Origin of the sequence: Flavobacterium tructae, assembly GCF_001853485.1 — a bacterium.
Classification (GTDB): domain Bacteria; phylum Bacteroidota; class Bacteroidia; order Flavobacteriales; family Flavobacteriaceae; genus Flavobacterium; species Flavobacterium tructae.
Genome location: NZ_MIKE01000011.1, coordinates 25,791 through 43,898 on the forward strand (window position 1 = coordinate 25,791; position 18,108 = coordinate 43,898).

General features: G+C 36.8%; 13 protein-coding genes. All 13 read right to left on the bottom strand.

Annotation, left to right across the window (positions count from 1 at the left end):
- Positions 1 to 7 precede the first annotated feature (7 nt).
- A complete protein-coding gene (gene ruvB / locus BHE19_RS02190) occupies positions 8 to 1,030 on the bottom strand; it encodes a Holliday junction branch migration DNA helicase RuvB (RefSeq protein WP_017498167.1) in 1,023 nt (340 codons plus the stop codon).
- A gap of 166 nt (positions 1,031 to 1,196) precedes the next feature.
- On the bottom strand, positions 1,197 to 1,766 hold the full coding sequence (locus tag BHE19_RS02195) for a hypothetical protein (protein ID WP_070905777.1): 570 nt from the start codon (positions 1,764 to 1,766) through the stop codon (positions 1,197 to 1,199).
- Positions 1,753 to 2,247 (bottom strand): RNA polymerase sigma factor, encoded by a 495-nt coding sequence (locus BHE19_RS02200; protein ID WP_070905778.1) that lies wholly within the window; start codon positions 2,245 to 2,247, stop codon positions 1,753 to 1,755. The genes BHE19_RS02195 and BHE19_RS02200 overlap by 14 nt, the downstream gene beginning before the upstream one ends.
- Before the next feature lies 1 nt (position 2,248).
- The gene (locus BHE19_RS02205) at positions 2,249 to 3,085 is read right to left on the bottom strand and encodes an alpha/beta fold hydrolase (protein WP_070905779.1); all 837 of its coding nucleotides are present in this window, start codon (positions 3,083 to 3,085) and stop codon (positions 2,249 to 2,251) included.
- 156 nt (positions 3,086 to 3,241) lie between these two features.
- Positions 3,242 to 4,672, bottom strand: a complete 1,431-nt coding sequence (locus BHE19_RS02210; RefSeq protein ID WP_070905780.1) for an AcvB/VirJ family lysyl-phosphatidylglycerol hydrolase — start codon at positions 4,670 to 4,672, stop codon at positions 3,242 to 3,244.
- A 33-nt stretch (positions 4,673 to 4,705) separates the two neighbouring features.
- Positions 4,706 to 7,333 (bottom strand): bifunctional lysylphosphatidylglycerol flippase/synthetase MprF, encoded by a 2,628-nt coding sequence (gene mprF, locus BHE19_RS02215; protein WP_070905781.1) that lies wholly within the window; start codon positions 7,331 to 7,333, stop codon positions 4,706 to 4,708.
- Positions 7,334 to 7,927: 594 nt separating this feature from the next.
- Complete coding sequence (locus tag BHE19_RS02220) at positions 7,928 to 9,730, bottom strand: cytochrome c oxidase subunit I (RefSeq protein WP_017498159.1); 1,803 nt, start codon at positions 9,728 to 9,730, stop codon at positions 7,928 to 7,930.
- A gap of 31 nt (positions 9,731 to 9,761) precedes the next feature.
- Positions 9,762 to 10,958 carry a cytochrome c oxidase subunit II gene (locus BHE19_RS02225; RefSeq protein ID WP_017498158.1) on the bottom strand — a complete coding sequence of 399 codons (1,197 nt, stop codon included), beginning with the start codon at positions 10,956 to 10,958 and terminating at the stop codon, positions 9,762 to 9,764.
- Between the two features lie 19 nt (positions 10,959 to 10,977).
- Positions 10,978 to 12,498 (bottom strand): hypothetical protein, encoded by a 1,521-nt coding sequence (locus BHE19_RS02230; RefSeq protein WP_026110156.1) that lies wholly within the window; start codon positions 12,496 to 12,498, stop codon positions 10,978 to 10,980.
- Positions 12,499 to 12,525: 27 nt separating this feature from the next.
- Positions 12,526 to 13,071, bottom strand: a complete 546-nt coding sequence (locus BHE19_RS02235; RefSeq protein WP_026110155.1) for a c-type cytochrome — start codon at positions 13,069 to 13,071, stop codon at positions 12,526 to 12,528.
- 8 nt (positions 13,072 to 13,079) lie between these two features.
- Positions 13,080 to 13,604: a DUF3341 domain-containing protein gene (locus BHE19_RS02240; protein ID WP_017498155.1), complete on the bottom strand. Its 525-nt coding sequence runs from the start codon at positions 13,602 to 13,604 to the stop codon at positions 13,080 to 13,082.
- Positions 13,597 to 15,000 carry an NrfD/PsrC family molybdoenzyme membrane anchor subunit gene (gene nrfD / locus BHE19_RS02245; protein WP_017498154.1) on the bottom strand — a complete coding sequence of 468 codons (1,404 nt, stop codon included), beginning with the start codon at positions 14,998 to 15,000 and terminating at the stop codon, positions 13,597 to 13,599. The genes BHE19_RS02240 and nrfD overlap by 8 nt, the downstream gene beginning before the upstream one ends.
- Before the next feature lie 33 nt (positions 15,001 to 15,033).
- Positions 15,034 to 18,093: a TAT-variant-translocated molybdopterin oxidoreductase gene (locus BHE19_RS02250; protein WP_070905782.1), complete on the bottom strand. Its 3,060-nt coding sequence runs from the start codon at positions 18,091 to 18,093 to the stop codon at positions 15,034 to 15,036.
- Positions 18,094 to 18,108 lie beyond the last annotated feature (15 nt).

The following is an 18,108-nucleotide window of genomic DNA, read 5'->3' on the forward strand; positions in this document are numbered from 1 at the left end:
AACAGGATTAAAACAATCCGCCCTGAATATTGGTATTTATTTTTCCTAAATGTTTGTAGGCCTTATCCGTAACCTCACGTCCGCGTGGTGTACGCATAATAAAACCTTCCTGAATCAAAAAGGGTTCGTAAACTTCTTCAATAGTTTCACTGCTTTCTGATACAGCAGTTGCCAAAGTCGAAAGTCCTACGGGGCCACCTTTGAATTTATTTATAATGGTCAGTAAAATTTTATTATCCATTTCATCCAATCCATGCGCATCTACATTTAGTGCTTTTAAGGCATAACGTGCAATTTCGATGTCGATGGTTCCATTTCCTTTTATTTGTGCAAAATCGCGAACTCTTCTCAATAATGCATTGGCAATACGAGGTGTCCCACGACTTCTACCGGCTATTTCGATAGCGGCATCCAATGAAATTGGCATTTTAAGTATAGAAGAACTTCTTTCTACAATGGTGGTCAAAAGTTCAGTAGTATAGTATTGCAAACGGGATGAGATTCCAAAACGAGCTCTCATCGGAGCTGTCAGTAATCCGGAACGCGTTGTAGCTCCTATCAGCGTAAAAGGATTCAGATTGATTTGTACCGTTCTGGCATTTGGTCCGGATTCAATCATAATATCGATTTTGAAATCCTCCATAGCCGAGTACAAATACTCTTCGACAATAGGGCTCAAACGGTGAATCTCATCAATGAATAAAACATCTCTTTCGTCAAGATTGGTCAATAAACCTGCCAAATCTCCCGGTTTGTCCAAAACAGGGCCTGAAGTAATTTTGATTCCCACTTCAAGCTCATTGGCCAGAATGTTCGCCAAAGTAGTTTTACCCAATCCCGGAGGCCCGTGAAAAAGAGCGTGATCAAGTGCTTCACCACGCTGATTAGCGGCAGCAACGAAAATCTTTAGGTTCTCTAAAACCTGATCTTGTCCTGCAAAATCATCAAATGACAGTGGACGCAATCTTTTTTCAAGATCTAATTCTTCCGGATTGTACCCTTTTGTAGTGGGATCTAAGTTTTCATTCATTTTACAAAGATAGACAAAGAAATTAGTTTGTAAAACAGTTCTATTTCAAATAAAAAATTCCAAGTTTCAGGTTTCAAGTTTCAGGTTTCAAGTTCTAAATCATTCCTTTGCCGGACTAATGACGAACACCTCTTCGTTATCCGCCATTTGAATTCCGATACTCTTTTTAGGAAATGTTTTTTAAGAAGTCTAAGAGCTTTACTTCCCTCTTAATGATTCTTACCAGCATTACTCCAAAAAACAGTAAAAAACCAAATCCGCTGACAAGGATATATAGATAAAACCCTTTGGAGAAATTTTCTTTAAAAACGGGCAAAAGCAATGTAAATCCGACGATATAAGTCAGGTAAATTATGGGCGTAAAAATGTAATGTATTTTTTTTCTCCATTGATAAAACCGTTGAGCCTGCTTGCTGTATTCGATTAAGGGAACGTCTGTTTTTAAATTCTCAAATTTTCTTGCGCTACTCCACTCCAGAGCGATACGAACCATCAGCATGGTAATCATAATTCCCAATCCGAAACTGAATACAGTTTGTTTATAGGCTCCTACCCAAATGTAATAGGCGATGAGTATGATTGCCGTCAGACTCAGAATTATTCTGGTCCAAAGATGATTGCGTTTTATTTTTTTAGTATGTGCTTCGGCCTTTTCAATGACATCGTTGGCGGCTGGTTTTATATTAGATGCTGCTTGCTGATCCCAAATGTTTTGTAAATCTTCAAATGTTTTCATTTTGTACACATTGCGTTAAACTTTTTTTAATTCGATGAATTCTAACCCGAAGTGTTTCTTCAGTGATTCCGATTACTTCTGATATTTCGGGATATTCGATACCATCTAAGATCATCAGAATGATCATTTTATTGGTTTCTTCGAGCTTTTGTATGCACTGATACATTTGCTGAAGCTGTTCTTCTTTTTCATCCGAATAAGTTTCCGAAGCAACCTTAGGCAGTATATCAGTTCGAACTTCTTTTCTTGCGGATGATTTTCGCAAATAAAGAAGACAGGTATTAACGGTGATCCTGTAAATCCAGGTACTGATGCTTGATTCATTCCGAAAGGTATCTAAATGCTCCCAAACCTTGATGAAAACTTCCTGAGCTGCATCAGAAGCCAATGCAATATCTCCACAAAAATAACCTTTGCACAAACGAAACACTTTATTATAATGTTTGTTATAGATCTCGTTAAATTGTTCTTTTTTATTCACCTTAACGTATTTCTGATTTTACTTTTTCCATGAACCACTCCGGTTGATCGTACATTACAAAATGTGCCGAATTTGCTGCATAATAAATTTTAACCGATGGCAGATTTTCATATTGTGCTTTATAGGTATTTTGTACGGTAGCAAGATCGGGATTTGTGGCCGCTAAAATTACTACCGGGATTTTAATTTTGGCAATTTCTTTACGCAAATCCAAATTAAGCATATCGATATAACCGTACACATAGGTTTTCCTGTCGGCCACACTCATCCATTCGTTGACTGTTTTTTGCTTTTCTTTGTTGAGACACATGTAAGACGTTGCCTGAGAATTCATCGCATTGAAAGCTTTTTGATCCATTCCCAACATCATTTTGCTTTGCGGATTGTCATAAGGAATGACTTCTCCTTTGTAGTTCGGAATCATTAAAGCAGCACTTGCTGGTAAAGCATCAACGATGATTACTTTTTTGAACAGATTAGTTTCTTCGGCAGCCAGCCACAAACTTAGAGTTCCTCCTAAACTGTGCCCCATTAATGTGGCTTTCTTTAGTTTTTTGGTCTTTACATAAGAGACAACCTGATTTTTTATTGTAGACAACCAAGGGCCTTCAATTGGAGGAACATTTCCAAACCCGGCAAAAGTAAAAATGTGGCATTCGTAATTTTTAGAAAGTTCGGCTACAGTTTCGTTCCAAACTTCTCCTGTACAGCCAAAACCCGGAAATAATAAAACAGGTGCTCCTTTTCCTTTTACGTCGACCTTAAAAGCGGTTTGCGAAAAAACAGATTTTGAGATAAGAAGCATTAATGCGATCAGTAAAATTGATTTAGTTTTCATAATGTTATTTTTTAAAGTTTCTCTTTTGATGCAGTGCTATACTATTTGTTACCTCAAAAAATACTTTTTTTTTAAAATAAATTAGAATCCCATAATCTGCGGTACTTCACGCGTGCTTTTGTTACGCAAAAAAACGGAACAATGCAGCTACTTTAGTTATTTAACCTCTTTCAGAATACTCTCGGCTATTTTATTATAGTCATTGTTGTAGTGATGTGACCCGGGCAAAGCAATAGTTTTGATTCCGGCTTCCGAGAAACGATTGCGGGTTGCGGCGTCTTCTTCATCTCCAAAAAAACAAATTGGATTATAGGATTTGATTTTTTTTATTTCGGAAATCACATCAAAAGTGTCCTTCGAACTTTCCATACTCAGCATGTCTGCAATATGAATTTCAAAATCAGCTTTTACATCCGGAGACAACAAATACAATCCTTTTAATTTTTCTTTCAGGGATTCCGGAAAATTACCCGCTACAAACGGAATTACAGAAGCACCAAATGAATAACCGGCAAGTAGGAATGTTTTTCGATTCCATTGCTGTAAATAATGTTCAACTGCTTTGGCAATTGCATTCGAAGTCTCGACAGGAGTTTTTGCATTCCAAAAATATTTCTGCGAATCCAATCCTATTACGGCAATTCCTTTCTCCGCCAAAGTTTCCCCGACAGATTGATCAAAACTTGTCCATCCTCCATCACCTGAAATTAAAAAAGCGACAGGCAAAGATTCCTCTTTACTTTTTGTCGGAATTAAGATTAAAGGCATTTCAAAAGGCAAAGGAGCAAGGTGCTGTTCTTTCAACAAAAGGTTTTGTTCTGATTTTTGTTGATTATAATTCGGGGTGTTCACGATCTCCCTGAAAGCAGCTGTGAATTGTGGCAGCCAGTTTTTAGTAACCGAAAAACCATGTCCCACTTTGGGCAGTGTGATTAGTTTTCCCTGCTTCATGCCTTCCATGTATTTTTTGGTGTCGGCATAATTACAAACCTGATCGGTGATTCCTTGCAAGACGATAAAAGGAGCCGATAATTTTTCGGTTTTTTCCAGAAAATAAGCTTTTCCGTCTTTCAGGACATGTGAAGTCAGTCCGGAACCATCGCATAAAGTCCTGTCCGTTTCTATATCGGGACAAAACCCTAAAGCAAAGGCTCCGCCAAAAGTATTCGCGGGAGCCTGAGCCAGCATACCGTAGATCAAGGTTGCTCCCGAAGAATATCCGGCCAATATTGGCTTTAGATATTGCTTCATCTTTATCTTTTTTTGCAACATCAGACTAAGCTCTTCAAAGTCTCCGGCAGGATAATAACATTTGGATTTTTCTTTTTTGATTTCCTTAAAATAATGCTGAATATCAATTCCCGCAACCACAGCTCCCTGGTCAACAATGTTTTTAGCCATATCGACGACACCGCTGTTCCATCCGCCATCACCTGACACAAACAAAACAACCGCTGTTGGTGTTATTTTAGGCTTGTATATCATAATTTTTCCAAATGCTCCAACCCTTAAAGTATCTGTTGTTACGGCATAAACATTAGTCCCAAAAATAAAAACCGACAGAAGAAGTGTTACGACTTTATTCATCTTGATTGTTTTTTAACATTACGAAATCTTAAATTATGGTTTTACTACTTTATTTAAAACTAACGGTGCCTGTAGTAAATCGTAATCATGCGTGTACACTAAGTATTTGTTGTACCAAACTGGAGAGAATTTTTCTTTAAAATCGCGCAATCCTTTATAATGTGAAAAATACTTAATTCTTTCATAAGCATACTTCATTGACTTTTCCGGAAAGGTGTCCGGGTCTTCAATTCCACTCATAGCAGCTAATCCTAAATTGACTGACGTACAGCCCTGACTTTTCAAATAAGCAAAAAGTTCCAAAAGGATAAAATCGATGATCCCATTTGGTGCATCATTGGTTTTCCGAATCAAATCGTATGTTCCTTCTCCTTTAGCATAATCCGGAATCACATTTAAAAAAGCCACGATTTTCTCTTCAGCATTTTCAACTGTTATGATGGTTTGCTGTTTGAGTTCTTCCCAATCAAATTTACCTTGCGAAAAAACTATTTCAGTTCTTCCGGTACCTGCAAGCCATTCATCGCTTACCGCTTTAACTTTTTGCAGTAATCCATCCTTAACCGGTGCCGTATGAATGGTAGTCTTAAAACCCTTTTCTTTGACTTTGCTTATCGCATTACGCAATGATTTTTTGGCACCTCCTTCCATCGTAAATACCGATAAATCCACAACAGCTTCCTGTCCTATAAACAGATTCTTTTTGTGTAATGAGGCAAAGAGTTCTAAATTTTCTTCAGGAACACGATAATAAATACTTCGCAAGCCATTCTCATAACAATACTCGTCAAACTCGACAATACACTGTTTAAATTCATCCTCCGACGCTGCTACGGGGTTTTCTAAAACCACCGCAAAACTATCCGCTACACGATAAGCTAAAAAAGACTTTTTACTTTTTGCTATAAAAATATTTTTATCGTCATACGTTTTAAAATAGTCTAAAGCAGAAGTTCCATACAGACTCCGAAGATCTTTAGCAGATAAAAAATCATCTTCTATTGCTTCCTTTTTTATGGTATAGGGACGGATTAAGGCAAAGATCAAAAAGCCGATGGATAAAAAACCACTAATGTTGATGGAAAGTAAAAAGCGCCTAGCAAATCTGTCAAGAGGAACCAAATCAGAACTCCCTACCAAAAAGTAATTCTGAAAGCCATATCTAATAGATTGCTGCCAATGAAAATCGATACCAAAATGTTTCTTATCCAAAAAGTAGAATCCCAGAATGCTGTATATTAAAACAGCTGCCATAGTGATTAAAACTGTTTTTAATCCGATACTCTGCAGGTGCGCATTACTCTTAATATAATATTCTTTTCTGGTAATAATTAAACTGATAAAAACAACCAAAGCGATTACTGCTTCTTCATAATCAATCGCCTTTGTAAGGTGTCCAATTACAGAAATACCACTTAAGAAAATGGCAGACCACCACGCATTTCGCAAACCTTTGAGCATAAATGTCGCATTTACTAACATGAATAAACCTGCGGTTATCACAAAATCATTTGATGCTTTAATCGCCGACACGGGAATAATGTTTCTCAGGATGTGCAATCGTTCTGAAATCGCCGGGGTTAGTACAGACACTATATTTATTAACCCCAAAACAAAAAGTAAAAATGAAGGCACAACCCGCATCAATAAGGTATTCGCATTAAACAAAAAGAGGAATGCCCCTGCAACTAATGGAATCCAAAATTCGAAGAAACGATACAAAAAAGTGATGGCGATAGCACTAACATTATCAAACCCGAATTGTATTAATATAAAACTCATTGAGATTTCTATAGCTCCTAACCCCCGCAAAAAAGGAGAAACGATTAAAAAAATAACCGAAACAATATACCCTATTATAGCGGCAGGCAATGACGGCTCAAATCCCAAAGCGATCATCGCAATATACAAATGTGCTATTCCCGCAAACTCGATGAGCACGGAATAAAAAACAACTTGCAGAAAATTCTTTTTTAAGATTCTGTTTTGCTGTAAATCATCCAAAAAGACAACTGCAGAAGGAAGAAGTTTTATAATGAGACGGTACAGAGGCCCTTTTTTTACTATCGAATCATAAATCAGAAAAAGAAATAGAGCCAAGATCACAACCGCTCCCAAGGCATATCCTTCACCAGATCCCGCAGTTCCCTCCAATAAAGAGTAAATTAACGCCGGTATTGCCACAATAATAACCGAGAGTATCCCGACAAAACCATAAACTACGGAAGCAAAATGAATTTGAGTTGGTTTTACACCACTCTTTTCGATGGATTTTGTAAAAAAAGCTAAAGAAGAAATTCCACCCGCCGGCAAAAAAACGCTTACAAAATTTCGTTTGAGAAATAAAATAATGGCCTGTTTAAAAGATATCCCGCTTTGAACAGCTTTAAAAGAGGCAAAATACATTAACGCCTGAAGTGATACATACAAGAAAGCAAGAGCTATTCCGCACGAAACCCAAAAAAAGCTGGCATTGGTAATTACAGTATTAACTTCTACTAATTCCGAACGTTCGTGTTTGATAAACCAGATTCCGATTCCGATAAAAAAAATAGTAAATACAAACTGCCTGATAATTTTATCATTCTCACGTAAATAAGAGACTCCCTTTCTGTCTTTAAAAAAACTAAAAATTGTATTGGAAATCACTTGTGTCTTCATATTATCACCGAATAATTTACTTATGAAAAATGAAACCTGTTTCTATATAAATATACAATAATTATCTATTTGTCAATTATTTAGTTTGCTATTTTTCTCACTTTTACAAACCATACCAAACTAAGTGTAATTATGACTACAGCTAATTAACTTTTTGGGATCAAGAACAAAAGTTGGAAAAAAAAAGCTGAAAGCCAGAAACGCACGATCATAGTACAAAGGGCTATAATTTAGATTAAGGTGTAGAATTGCCCTGAATGGGCAAAAGCAATTTTCAACTCCAACAAATCCCGATAAAAAAATGACATTCCTAGAGAGTCTCACACAAAATATGCCGGATGCTTTTCTTTGCGATCGGACTTTTGTCATTTCAGGGCATAACCCACAATTGCCATCATCATTCCTAGTGCTACGCGCCATGCTTTTGCCATAGCCCTTCAAAGCAAATCCAGATTTCAATAGTGATCCTGTCACAATTGAATTCCGGATTCAAATATTTTCCTACGCAAATGAAATAATCAGATCCGCACTCTAAACGCATAGCTTATAAAAACAAAAAAGACTGTCTTTGCAGACAGTCTTTTAAAGTATTTTTTAGTGGTGTAAAACTTCTTCACCTTCTTTCATCGGTACATTTTGCGGTACAAAATCTACATCGTGATTCGGGTTACTGTAGTCATACGGCCAACGGTATACGTGAGGAATTTCACCTGGCCAGTTACCGTGGATATGTTCTACAGGAGTAGTCCACTCTAATGTTGTTGATTTCCATGGATTCTGAACCGCTTTCTTACCGTAGAAAATACTAACGAAGAAGTTGTATAAGAATACTAATTGGAACGCACCTCCTACAAGAGCGAATGTTGTAATTAAAACATTCACATTTTGTAAATCATCAAATAATGGGAAGTTTGTGTTTGTATAATAACGTCTTGGTAAACCAGCTAATCCGATAAAGTGCATTGGGAAGAATACTCCATAAGCACAAACTGCTGTTACCCAAAAGTGAATGTAACCTAAGTTTTTATTTAACATTCTACCGTACATTTTAGGGAACCAGTGGTAAATACCAGCAAACATTCCGTAAAGCGCAGAGATACCCATTACTAAGTGAAAGTGAGCAATTACGAAGTAAGTATCGTGAACGTTAATATCTAAAGTACTGTCTCCTAAAATGATTCCTGTTAAACCTCCAGTGATGAAAGTAGAAACCATTCCGATAGAGAATAACATTGCAGGGTTGAATTGTAAGTTACCTTTCCATAAAGTCGTGATCCAGTTGAACGCTTTTACAGCAGATGGAATTGCAATCAATAAGGTAGTGAAGGTAAATACAGATCCTAAGAAAGGATTCATACCTGAAATAAACATATGGTGACCCCAAACAATTGTAGATAAGAATGCAATTGCAAGAACTGACATAATCATCGCTCTGTAACCAAAGATTGGTTTACGAGAGTTTGTAGCCATAATTTCAGACACAAGACCCATCGCTGGTAAGATTACGATGTAAACCTCAGGGTGTCCTAAAAACCAGAATAAGTGTTCGAACAATACAGGAGAACCACCTTGGTAGTGTAAAACCTCTCCGGCAATATAGATATCAGATAAGAAGAATGAAGTACCAAAACTTCTGTCAAAGATCAATAATAAAGCAGCTGACAATAATACAGGGAACGAAATAACACCAATGATAGCTGTTACGAAAAATGTCCAGATTGTCAATGGAAGTCTTGTCATAGACATTCCTTTTGTTCTAAGGTTGATAACCGTTACAATGTAGTTCAAAGATCCCATTAAAGAAGATGCAATAAAGATAGCCATTGAAACTAACCATAAAGTCATACCTGTTCCAGAACCTGGGATTGCTTGTGGTAAAGCACTTAATGGAGGGTAAATTGTCCAACCTGCAGATGCTGGTCCAGCTTCAACAAATAAAGAACATAACATTACTACAGCAGATAAGAAGAACAACCAGTATGAAATCATATTCATAAATCCGGAAGCCATATCTCGCGCTCCAATTTGAAGTGGAATCAATAAGTTACTAAAGGTTCCGCTCAAACCGGCCGTCAGTACAAAGAATACCATGATGGTACCGTGAATGGTAACCAAAGCCAGATAAATATCATTTGCCATTACACCATCAGGTGCAAATTTATCTCCTAATAAAACATTAAAAATTTTAAAAGACTCTTCTGGCCAAGCCAATTGCATTCTGAAAAGCAACGACATTGCAATACCAATTACTCCCATTACAATACCTGTAAGTAAGTATTGCTTAGCAATCATTTTGTGATCAATACTAAAGATATATTTAGTAATGAACGTGTCTTTATGATGATGTTCGTGCTCGTGATCGTGTCCGTGATCGTGACCGTGCGCTTCTGCTGACATATATGTGTACTTTAAATTTTCTTAATAAATATTATCTCATAGCCACTTTAGCTACAACTGCCTTAACTGTATCGATAACTGCTTTCACAGTATCTTTAGCAGTACTATCTGTGCTCGCTTTTGCTTCTTCACCTGCCTTCTTTTCAGCATCTGCAGCAGCGGCAGCTTTAATATCCTGAGCTAATGTAGTTTTTTCGCTTAACCATTTTTTATAATCTTCCGGAGTGTCAACAACTACTTTCATTTGCATGTTGTAGTGAGAAGCTCCACAAATTTTATTACATAATAGTAAATAGTCAAATGTATAAGGATCTAAAGCTGTTCCACCTTTAGCCACTAACTCAACGCTTTTTTCAGCTCTAAGTTTGTTGATGTGTGCAACTTTCTCCACCATAAACGGTAACTCTCTGTATTCAGAAGTTGTGTAAGTTGGAATAAAAGCAAATTCAGTAACCATTCCAGGAACACAGTTCATCTGTGCTCTAAAGTGAGGCATGTAAGCTGAGTGTAATACGTCTTGAGAACGCATTTTGAAATGTACTTTTTTACCTTTTGGAATATGCAATTCACTAACTACGATATCATCCTGAGCATTAGGATCAGACATGTCTACTCCTAAAGTATTTACACCTTCAATTAAACGAACATTTGCTTTTCCTAAGACATTGTCCTGACCAGCATATCTTGCTGTCCATTTAAATTGTTGAGCGTATAATTCAATTTCTATTACGTCTTCGTCTTTATCAACAAACATAATGTTGTTCCAAGCGTACAATCCGTAAAGGATTAAACAAGCTAAAACTACAGATGGAATAATACTCCAAATTGCTTCTAATTTATTACTATCAGCAAAGAATAAAGCTTTTTTATCTTTATGTCCTCTGTTTTTAAAAGAGAACCAGTATAATAATCCTTGTGTAATAACCTGAACTGTGAATATTAATACCCATGTAATGTTCATTAAGTTATCTACTAAAAGCCCGTGCTCTGAAGCCGGTGTATGAAGTGCTAAATTACCCCATTTCAATAAACCGTAAATCGTAAAGATATAAATGAAAGCTAAGAAGCCAAACATGATATACCCCTGAACATTATTATCATTATCGGATGCCACTTGCGAATCGTCCGAAGAAGCGGATCCCACTTGCGTAAGATCGAATATCTTGGTCAATTGCCACAATGCAACTGCTAATAAAACTAAAACTATAATTACCAACAAACTTGTCATCTGTTTACTTCTTTAAATATTAATAATGAAAATGTTTACTTTCTTCAATGAAAGGATTTCTTTTTGCTAACAAAGGAGCTTTAGTTAATGCAGTAAATACAACAAAAATAAATAAACCTAAGAAGAAAAGAATAGATGCAATTTCAGAAACTCCAATAAACCATTTATCTCCAACTGTAGCAGGCATAATCATATTAAAGAAATCAACATAGTGTCCTAACAAGATCACTACACCAGCCATTACAATAACCCAGTTAAGACGTTTGAAGTCTGTATTGATCAATATTAATAATGGGAACAAAAAGTTCATAACTACAGCTCCAAAAAATGGTAAGTTGTATAATTGAATTCTAGTTACGAAATAAGTAACCTCTTCCGGAATGTTTGCGTACCAGATCAACATGAATTGCGAGAACCATAAGTATGTCCAGAATACACTGATACCAAACATAAATTTAGCTAAATCGTGAATGTGACTTGTATTTACATATTCTAAATATCCTTTAGATTTTAAGTAAATAGTAACCAATGCTATTGTAGTAATACCGCTTACAAAGAAAGAAGCAAAAACATACCATGCAAATAAAGTACTGAACCAGTGTGGGTCAAATGACATAATCCAATCCCACGCCATGATAGACTCAGAAACAATAAAGAATACTAAGAATCCCGCAGAGATTTTGAAGTTCTTTTTGTAGTAAAGATCATCATTAGCTTCGTCCTGAGCTAAACAATTCTTTCTGGAATAGTGACGGTAAATGTTCCATCCTAATAAAAAGATTGCTGCTCTAACGATCCAGAAAGGAAAGTTTAAATAACCTGATTTTCCAGCAATGATTGCATCATAGTTTGCATGTTTTGGATCTGTAACTCCTTCTCCTAACCATACAAATATGTGATTAAAATGCAATCCGCAAAGTACTAAAATGATAAAGAATATTACAGAACCAGCTGGTAAGTAAGCTGTGATTCCCTGCATTACTCTGAATAAAACCGGAGACCATCCTGCCTGAGCCACTTGTTGAATAGCATAAAAAGCTAATACTCCCATAGAAAGCAACAAGAAGAAAATGGAGGCAACATATAATGCTGACCAAGGCTTGTTTTGCAATTGGTGTAATACGTGTTCTAAATGTTTTTCATGTTCCCCTGCGGCATCAACTTTCGCATGCTCACCACCTTCGTGTGAATCATGTGAAACTTTTGCAGCTTCATGAGAAACTGCTGGAGTTTCTGCGTGCGCTGCACCTTTAAGTGAATCATGTGAAGCTTCTGCTGTATCATGAGAAGCTGCCGGAGCTTCTGCATGTGCAGCACCTTCATGTGAAGCTTCTGTAGCTTCATGACCTGCAGTTTCATGAGAAGCCTCTGCAGCTTCACCATGTGCAGCTCCATGAGAACCATGAGCATCTGCAGCTAGTATTTTTTCAACTTCTTGAATATCTTTAGGTGCATTTAAAAAACCATACCCAATCCCTAATAGGCCAAGAACCATTAGGACGATAGAAAAAGTTTTTAATTTACTTGAAAATGTATACATATCTATTACGATCAGTTTGTTCAACAATTATAATTGGCTTTTTAGTTTTAGAACATAGTCAGCAACTAACCAACGTTCGTGGGCACTTAATTGATTTGCATGTGAACCCATTGCATTTAAACCATAAGTCTCAACGTGAAAGATACTTCCTTCAGTGATAACTCTGTCTTTATAGCTAGGTACTCCAAGAAATTTTTCTCTTTCAACCAATTTACCTTTACCGTTTCCAGTTGCACCATGGCAGCTGATACAGTAAATTTCGAAAAGCTCTTTTCCTTTTTCAGAACTTTTTTCAGCTTCAGTCAAAGGTGATTTTAAATTTGCTTTCGCTAATTCATAACCAGCCGTTGAATTCTCATACTCATAAGGTTCAAAACCTCTATTGATAGTTCCTTCTACAGGAAGCTGTCCTTCTTTTCCTCCTTTAAATATTTTTGCTTCTGTATATGGCTCGTAAGCAACAGATTCATACATATTTGGGAAATACTGATAGTTTGGTGCCGAATTATTGTGGCAAGATGAAACTAAAATAGTTATACCAACTAAAAGTGTTATTTTATATATCCTTTTCATAGCTACAATTAATTCTTTTCGATTACTTTAACTTCAACAGCTCCTGTTCCTTCGAAAAAAGAAACTAATTCTGCTTCGTTATCATTTACAGCAACTTCCATTAAGAAATGGTCGTCTGTTGTTCTTACATCAGGATTTTCAGCTTGTTTGAATGGCCACAATCTACTTCTCATGTAAAAAGTGATCACCATTAAGTGGGCAGCAAAAAATACAGTCATCTCAAACATAATTGGCACAAAAGAAGGCATATTCTGAATGAAACTAAAACTTGGCTTTCCACCAATATCCTGAGGCCAGTCATGAATCATGATATAACTCATCATGAATGTTGCAACAGAAATACCAACACATCCGTATAAAAATGCACAAATTGCTAATCTTGTTGGTGCTAAGCCCATAGCTTTATCCAATCCGTGAACTGGGAATGGAGTAAAAACCTCTTCAATATGATGATGAGCAGCTCTGGTTTTCTTTACTGCATCCATCAAAATATCATCGTCATTATAAATGGCGTATATTACTTTATTACTCATGGTGTGAATCTTTATTTGCTGCTCTTTCTCTAATATAATTATCTCCTGTTCCTTTCAAAATTGTTTTCACCTCCGCCTGAGCAATTACAGGGAATGTTCTGGAGTATAATAAAAACAATACGAAGAAGAAACCAATTGTTCCGATGAAAATTCCAATATCAACGAATGTTGGTGAGAACATTGTCCAAGAAGATGGAAGGTAATCTCTATGTAAAGAAGTAACAATAATTACGAATCTTTCAAACCACATTCCGATGTTTACTACAATCGAAATAATGAAGGAGAACATGATACTTGTTCTTAGTTTTTTAAACCACATGAACTGTGGAGAGAAAACGTTACAAGTCATCATCGACCAATATGCCCACCAGTAAGGTCCGGTAGCTCTATTTAAGAACGCATATTGCTCATACTCTACTCCTGAATACCAAGCTACGAATAATTCAGTGATGTAAGCAACACCAACGATAGAACCCGTGATCATGATAATGATGTTCATCAACTCGATATGTTGTAGTGTAATGTAAGCTTCAAGGTTAGAAACTTTTCTCATAACGATCAACAGGGTGTTAACCATCGCAAATCCTGAGAATACCGCTCCTGCAACGAAGTAAGGAGGGAAAATCGTGGTATGCCATCCCGGGATTACAGAAGTAGCAAAGTCCATCGATACAATTGTGTGTACAGAAAGTACAAGTGGAGTAGCTAAACCTGCAAGTACTAAAGATACTTCTTCAAAACGCTGCCAGTCTTTTGCTCTACCGCTCCATCCAAAACTTAGGATAGAATATACTCTTTTATTGAAAGGTGTTATTGCTCTATCACGTAGCATTGCAAAGTCAGGCAATAAACCAGTCCACCAGAAAACTAATGATACTGAAAGATACGTTGAAATTGCAAATACGTCCCAAAGTAATGGCGAGTTAAAGTTTACCCATAAAGATCCAAATTGATTTGGAATAGGTAAAACCCAGTAAGCCAACCATGGACGACCCATGTGAATAATTGGAAATAAACCTGCCTGAACTACTGAGAAGATAGTCATCGCTTCAGCAGAACGGTTAATAGCCATTCTCCAACGTTGACGGAAAAGTAATAATACCGCAGAAATTAATGTTCCGGCGTGACCAATACCAACCCACCAAACGAAGTTCGTGATATCCCAAGCCCAACCAACTGTTTTATTTAATCCCCATGTTCCGATACCTGTAGATACAGTGTAAATTATACAACCTAATCCCCAAAGGAAGGCTATTAATGCGATTGAAAATACAATCCACCATTGTTTGTTTGCAGGCCCCTCAACAGGTGCAGCTACATCTACTGTTACATCGTGATAAGATTTATCACCTATAACTAAAGGTTTTCTAATGGGTGCTTCGTAGTGAGACGACATAATCCTTTATATTGTTTCTAATTAATAATTTTACTAAGTATTTCTAACTTTTACATGATAGAAAACGTTCGGTTTTGTACCAACATGCTCTAATAAATGATACATTCTTTCGCTTTCTGCTAACTTAGCAACTTCGCTTTCTTTATCATTTACATCTCCAAACACCATAGCTCCAGAAGAACAAGCTGCAGAACAAGCGCAAGCATTGTTAAACTCATCTTTCGCCACAACTCTTCCTTCACGTTTTGCCTGAAGAATAACAGCTTGTGTACTTTGAATACAGAATGAACATTTTTCCATAACTCCACGAGAACGAACGTTTACGTCTGGGTTTAATACCATACGACCTAAATCATCATTCATGTGATAGTCGAATTCACTGTTTTTGTTGTACAAGAACCAGTTGAAACGACGTACTTTGTATGGACAGTTGTTTGCACAATAACGAGTACCAACACATCTGTTGTATGCCATGTGGTTTTGACCTTGACGACCGTGAGATGTTGCTGCAACCGGACAAACTGTTTCACAAGGAGCGTGGTTACAGTGTTGACACATTACTGGTTGGAATGCAACCTGTGGATTGTCTCCTGGTTTTTCCATTTCATTAAATGTAGATAATGAACTTGATAAACCTGCAATTCCTTCTTTTCTTTCGTTATCACCTTCAAAAGTGCTTTCAGAAGAATAGTATCTGTCGATACGCAACCAGTGCATATCACGGCTTCTTCTTACCTCTGCTTTACCAACAACAGGAACGTTGTTTTCAGCGTGACAAGCAATAACACAAGCTCCACATCCTGTACAAGCGTTTAAGTCGATAGAAAGGTTAAAGTGATGTCCTGTAGAACGATCAAATGATTCCCATAAATCTACTGTTGTAGCTTTAACTTCCTGGTGATCTAAAGATACCATTGGTTGTGGATTCCAATGTTCAGCATTTTCTTTGTTAAATACATCAAGGGTAGTTTCTTTAATGATATCTCCTCTACCCATTAACGTTTTTTGTCCCTGAACACAAGCAAACTCATGCTCTCCATTTGCTTTCGCAATAGAAACAGACTGAACACTATTGAAATTTTTATATAAAGCGTAAGCATTTAAACCTACCTGCATTTCTTCTTTTAACGCTGCCTTACGACCGTAACCAACTGCTAAACCAACTGTACCAACAGCTTGTCCTGGCTGAACAATTACCGGTACATTTTCTAATTTAGCTCCGTCAGCAGTAGTAATAGTAGCATAACTTCCGTTCAAACCACCGTTAGCAACGATTTCATTTGACAATCCTAATTTTTTAGCATCAGCATTAGAAACAGTAACATAGTTATCCCATGAAACTCTGGTAATTGGATCCGGGAACTCTTGTAACCAAGGGTTATTAGCATGTTGTCCATCTCCTAATCCCGTTTTAGTATATAATACCAATTCGAAATCACCCGCAGCTTTAGATTTTGCAAGTGCATTTGCAGCGGTAGCAGCATCAACAGCTCCTCCAGACAATGCAGAAGATCCAATAACTGCAACACCATCATGTAATACTTTGTTCCAAGAAGATCCTGCAGTAAATGCTGAAGAATTAACTTTTAAATAATCATAAAAAGTACCTCCGGCACCATTTAATGATAATAAAACATCTTGAAATTGTTTGGTATTAAAAATAGGGCGAATCGTTGGTTGCGTTAAGCTATAAGTTCCGCTTGTTATTTCTAAATCTCCCCAAGACTCTAAATAATGAGGAGCCGGAGCAGCAACAGTAACAATTGAAGCAGTTTCATCTTCTTTTAATGAAAAAGCAACAGATGTTTTAACTTTTTTCAATCCTGAAACAAAAGCAGCTGAATCAGCTAAAGTGTAAACAGGATTAACTCCACTCATAATTAAAGTATGAACACTTCCAGCATTCAGATCTTTAATTAATTGAGAAACAACAGCATTCGATCCTTTTCTAATTTGTCTTGCTCCTGCAGTAGTGTAAGCTTCACTCGCCAATATTTGATTGATAGCTAAAACTAATAACTGAGCATTTTTATCTTCAATTCCGGATACCAGAACCCCTTTAGATCCGGCAGCTTTTAATTGCTGAGCAGCTTTCACTACTTCAGCTTTATAAGCAGCATCTAAAGTAACAGGAACAGAAGCACCTGCAATAATGTTATATATTTGAACTAAAGCCTGTTTTTGAACAGCAGTAGTCATTGGAACACGCTTATCAGCTGCTGCTCCGGATAATGTCATATTTGATTCGAATTGGAAATGACGGGACATTTTTCCGTTTTGAGGAATACGTCCTTTTGCATATCCACTATCGTACCCACCACCTTGCCAGTCTCCTAAGAAATCAGCACCGACAGATACAATTAAATTAGATTTTGAAAAATCGTAATCAACTAAAGCTCTTTGACCGTAAACAGCCTGGAAAGCATCTAAAGCCTCAGATGAAGAAACTGCATCATAAACAACATGCTTAGCATTTGGATTTTTAGCAATAAATTCAGCGATTAATTTTTCAGTAGATGGACTTGCAAGTGTATTTGTTAATAATACAACCTGTTGGTTTTTAGCTTTTGCTTCAGCTAAACTTGATTTAATTTTTAAATCAACAGCTGACCAAGTAGTTTGCTTACCATCTACTTTTGGCTCTTTTAAACGAGCACTATCATACAATCCTAAGATAGATGCGTGAATTCTTGCATTGGCTGCAAATTTAGCACCAGCGATTGCATTGTTTTCAATTTTAATTGGACGACCCTCACGAGTTTTTACCAAAAGATTAGCAAAATCAAAACCATCAAATACAGTAGTTGCATAATAATCTGCAACACCAGGAATGATTTGCTCTGGTTGTAAAACATAAGGGATAGACTTGTGCACAGGACCTTCACATGCAGCAAGCGTAACTGCCGCAGTACTAAATCCTACGTACTTTAAAAAGTCACGACGTGAAGTTCCAGATGAAGCTAAAGCATCTGCATTCCCTAAGAATTCATCTGTAGGAATCTCTTCAACAAACTCGTTATTTCTAAGCGCCTCAACAATAGAACTATTTTCTAGTTCTTCAACACTTTTCCAGTATTTTTTGTTTGATGACATTGTATATAAATATTA

Excerpts from the sequence above, each read along its gene's own strand:
- ruvB (WP_017498167.1), bottom strand. The coding sequence starts at position 1,030 with ATGAATGAAAACTTAGATCCCACTACAAAAGGGTACAATCCGGAAGAA.
- BHE19_RS02195 (WP_070905777.1), bottom strand. The coding sequence starts at position 1,766 with ATGAAAACATTTGAAGATTTACAAAACATTTGGGATCAGCAAGCAGCA.
- BHE19_RS02205 (WP_070905779.1), bottom strand. The coding sequence starts at position 3,085 with ATGAAAACTAAATCAATTTTACTGATCGCATTAATGCTTCTTATCTCA.
- BHE19_RS02210 (WP_070905780.1), bottom strand. The coding sequence starts at position 4,672 with ATGAATAAAGTCGTAACACTTCTTCTGTCGGTTTTTATTTTTGGGACT.
- mprF (WP_070905781.1), bottom strand. The coding sequence starts at position 7,333 with ATGAAGACACAAGTGATTTCCAATACAATTTTTAGTTTTTTTAAAGAC.
- BHE19_RS02220 (WP_017498159.1), bottom strand. The coding sequence starts at position 9,730 with ATGTCAGCAGAAGCGCACGGTCACGATCACGGACACGATCACGAGCAC.
- BHE19_RS02225 (WP_017498158.1), bottom strand. The coding sequence starts at position 10,958 with ATGACAAGTTTGTTGGTAATTATAGTTTTAGTTTTATTAGCAGTTGCA.
- BHE19_RS02230 (WP_026110156.1), bottom strand. The coding sequence starts at position 12,498 with ATGTATACATTTTCAAGTAAATTAAAAACTTTTTCTATCGTCCTAATG.
- BHE19_RS02235 (WP_026110155.1), bottom strand. The coding sequence starts at position 13,071 with ATGAAAAGGATATATAAAATAACACTTTTAGTTGGTATAACTATTTTA.
- BHE19_RS02240 (WP_017498155.1), bottom strand. The coding sequence starts at position 13,604 with ATGAGTAATAAAGTAATATACGCCATTTATAATGACGATGATATTTTG.
- nrfD (WP_017498154.1), bottom strand. The coding sequence starts at position 15,000 with ATGTCGTCTCACTACGAAGCACCCATTAGAAAACCTTTAGTTATAGGT.
- BHE19_RS02250 (WP_070905782.1), bottom strand. The coding sequence starts at position 18,093 with ATGTCATCAAACAAAAAATACTGGAAAAGTGTTGAAGAACTAGAAAAT.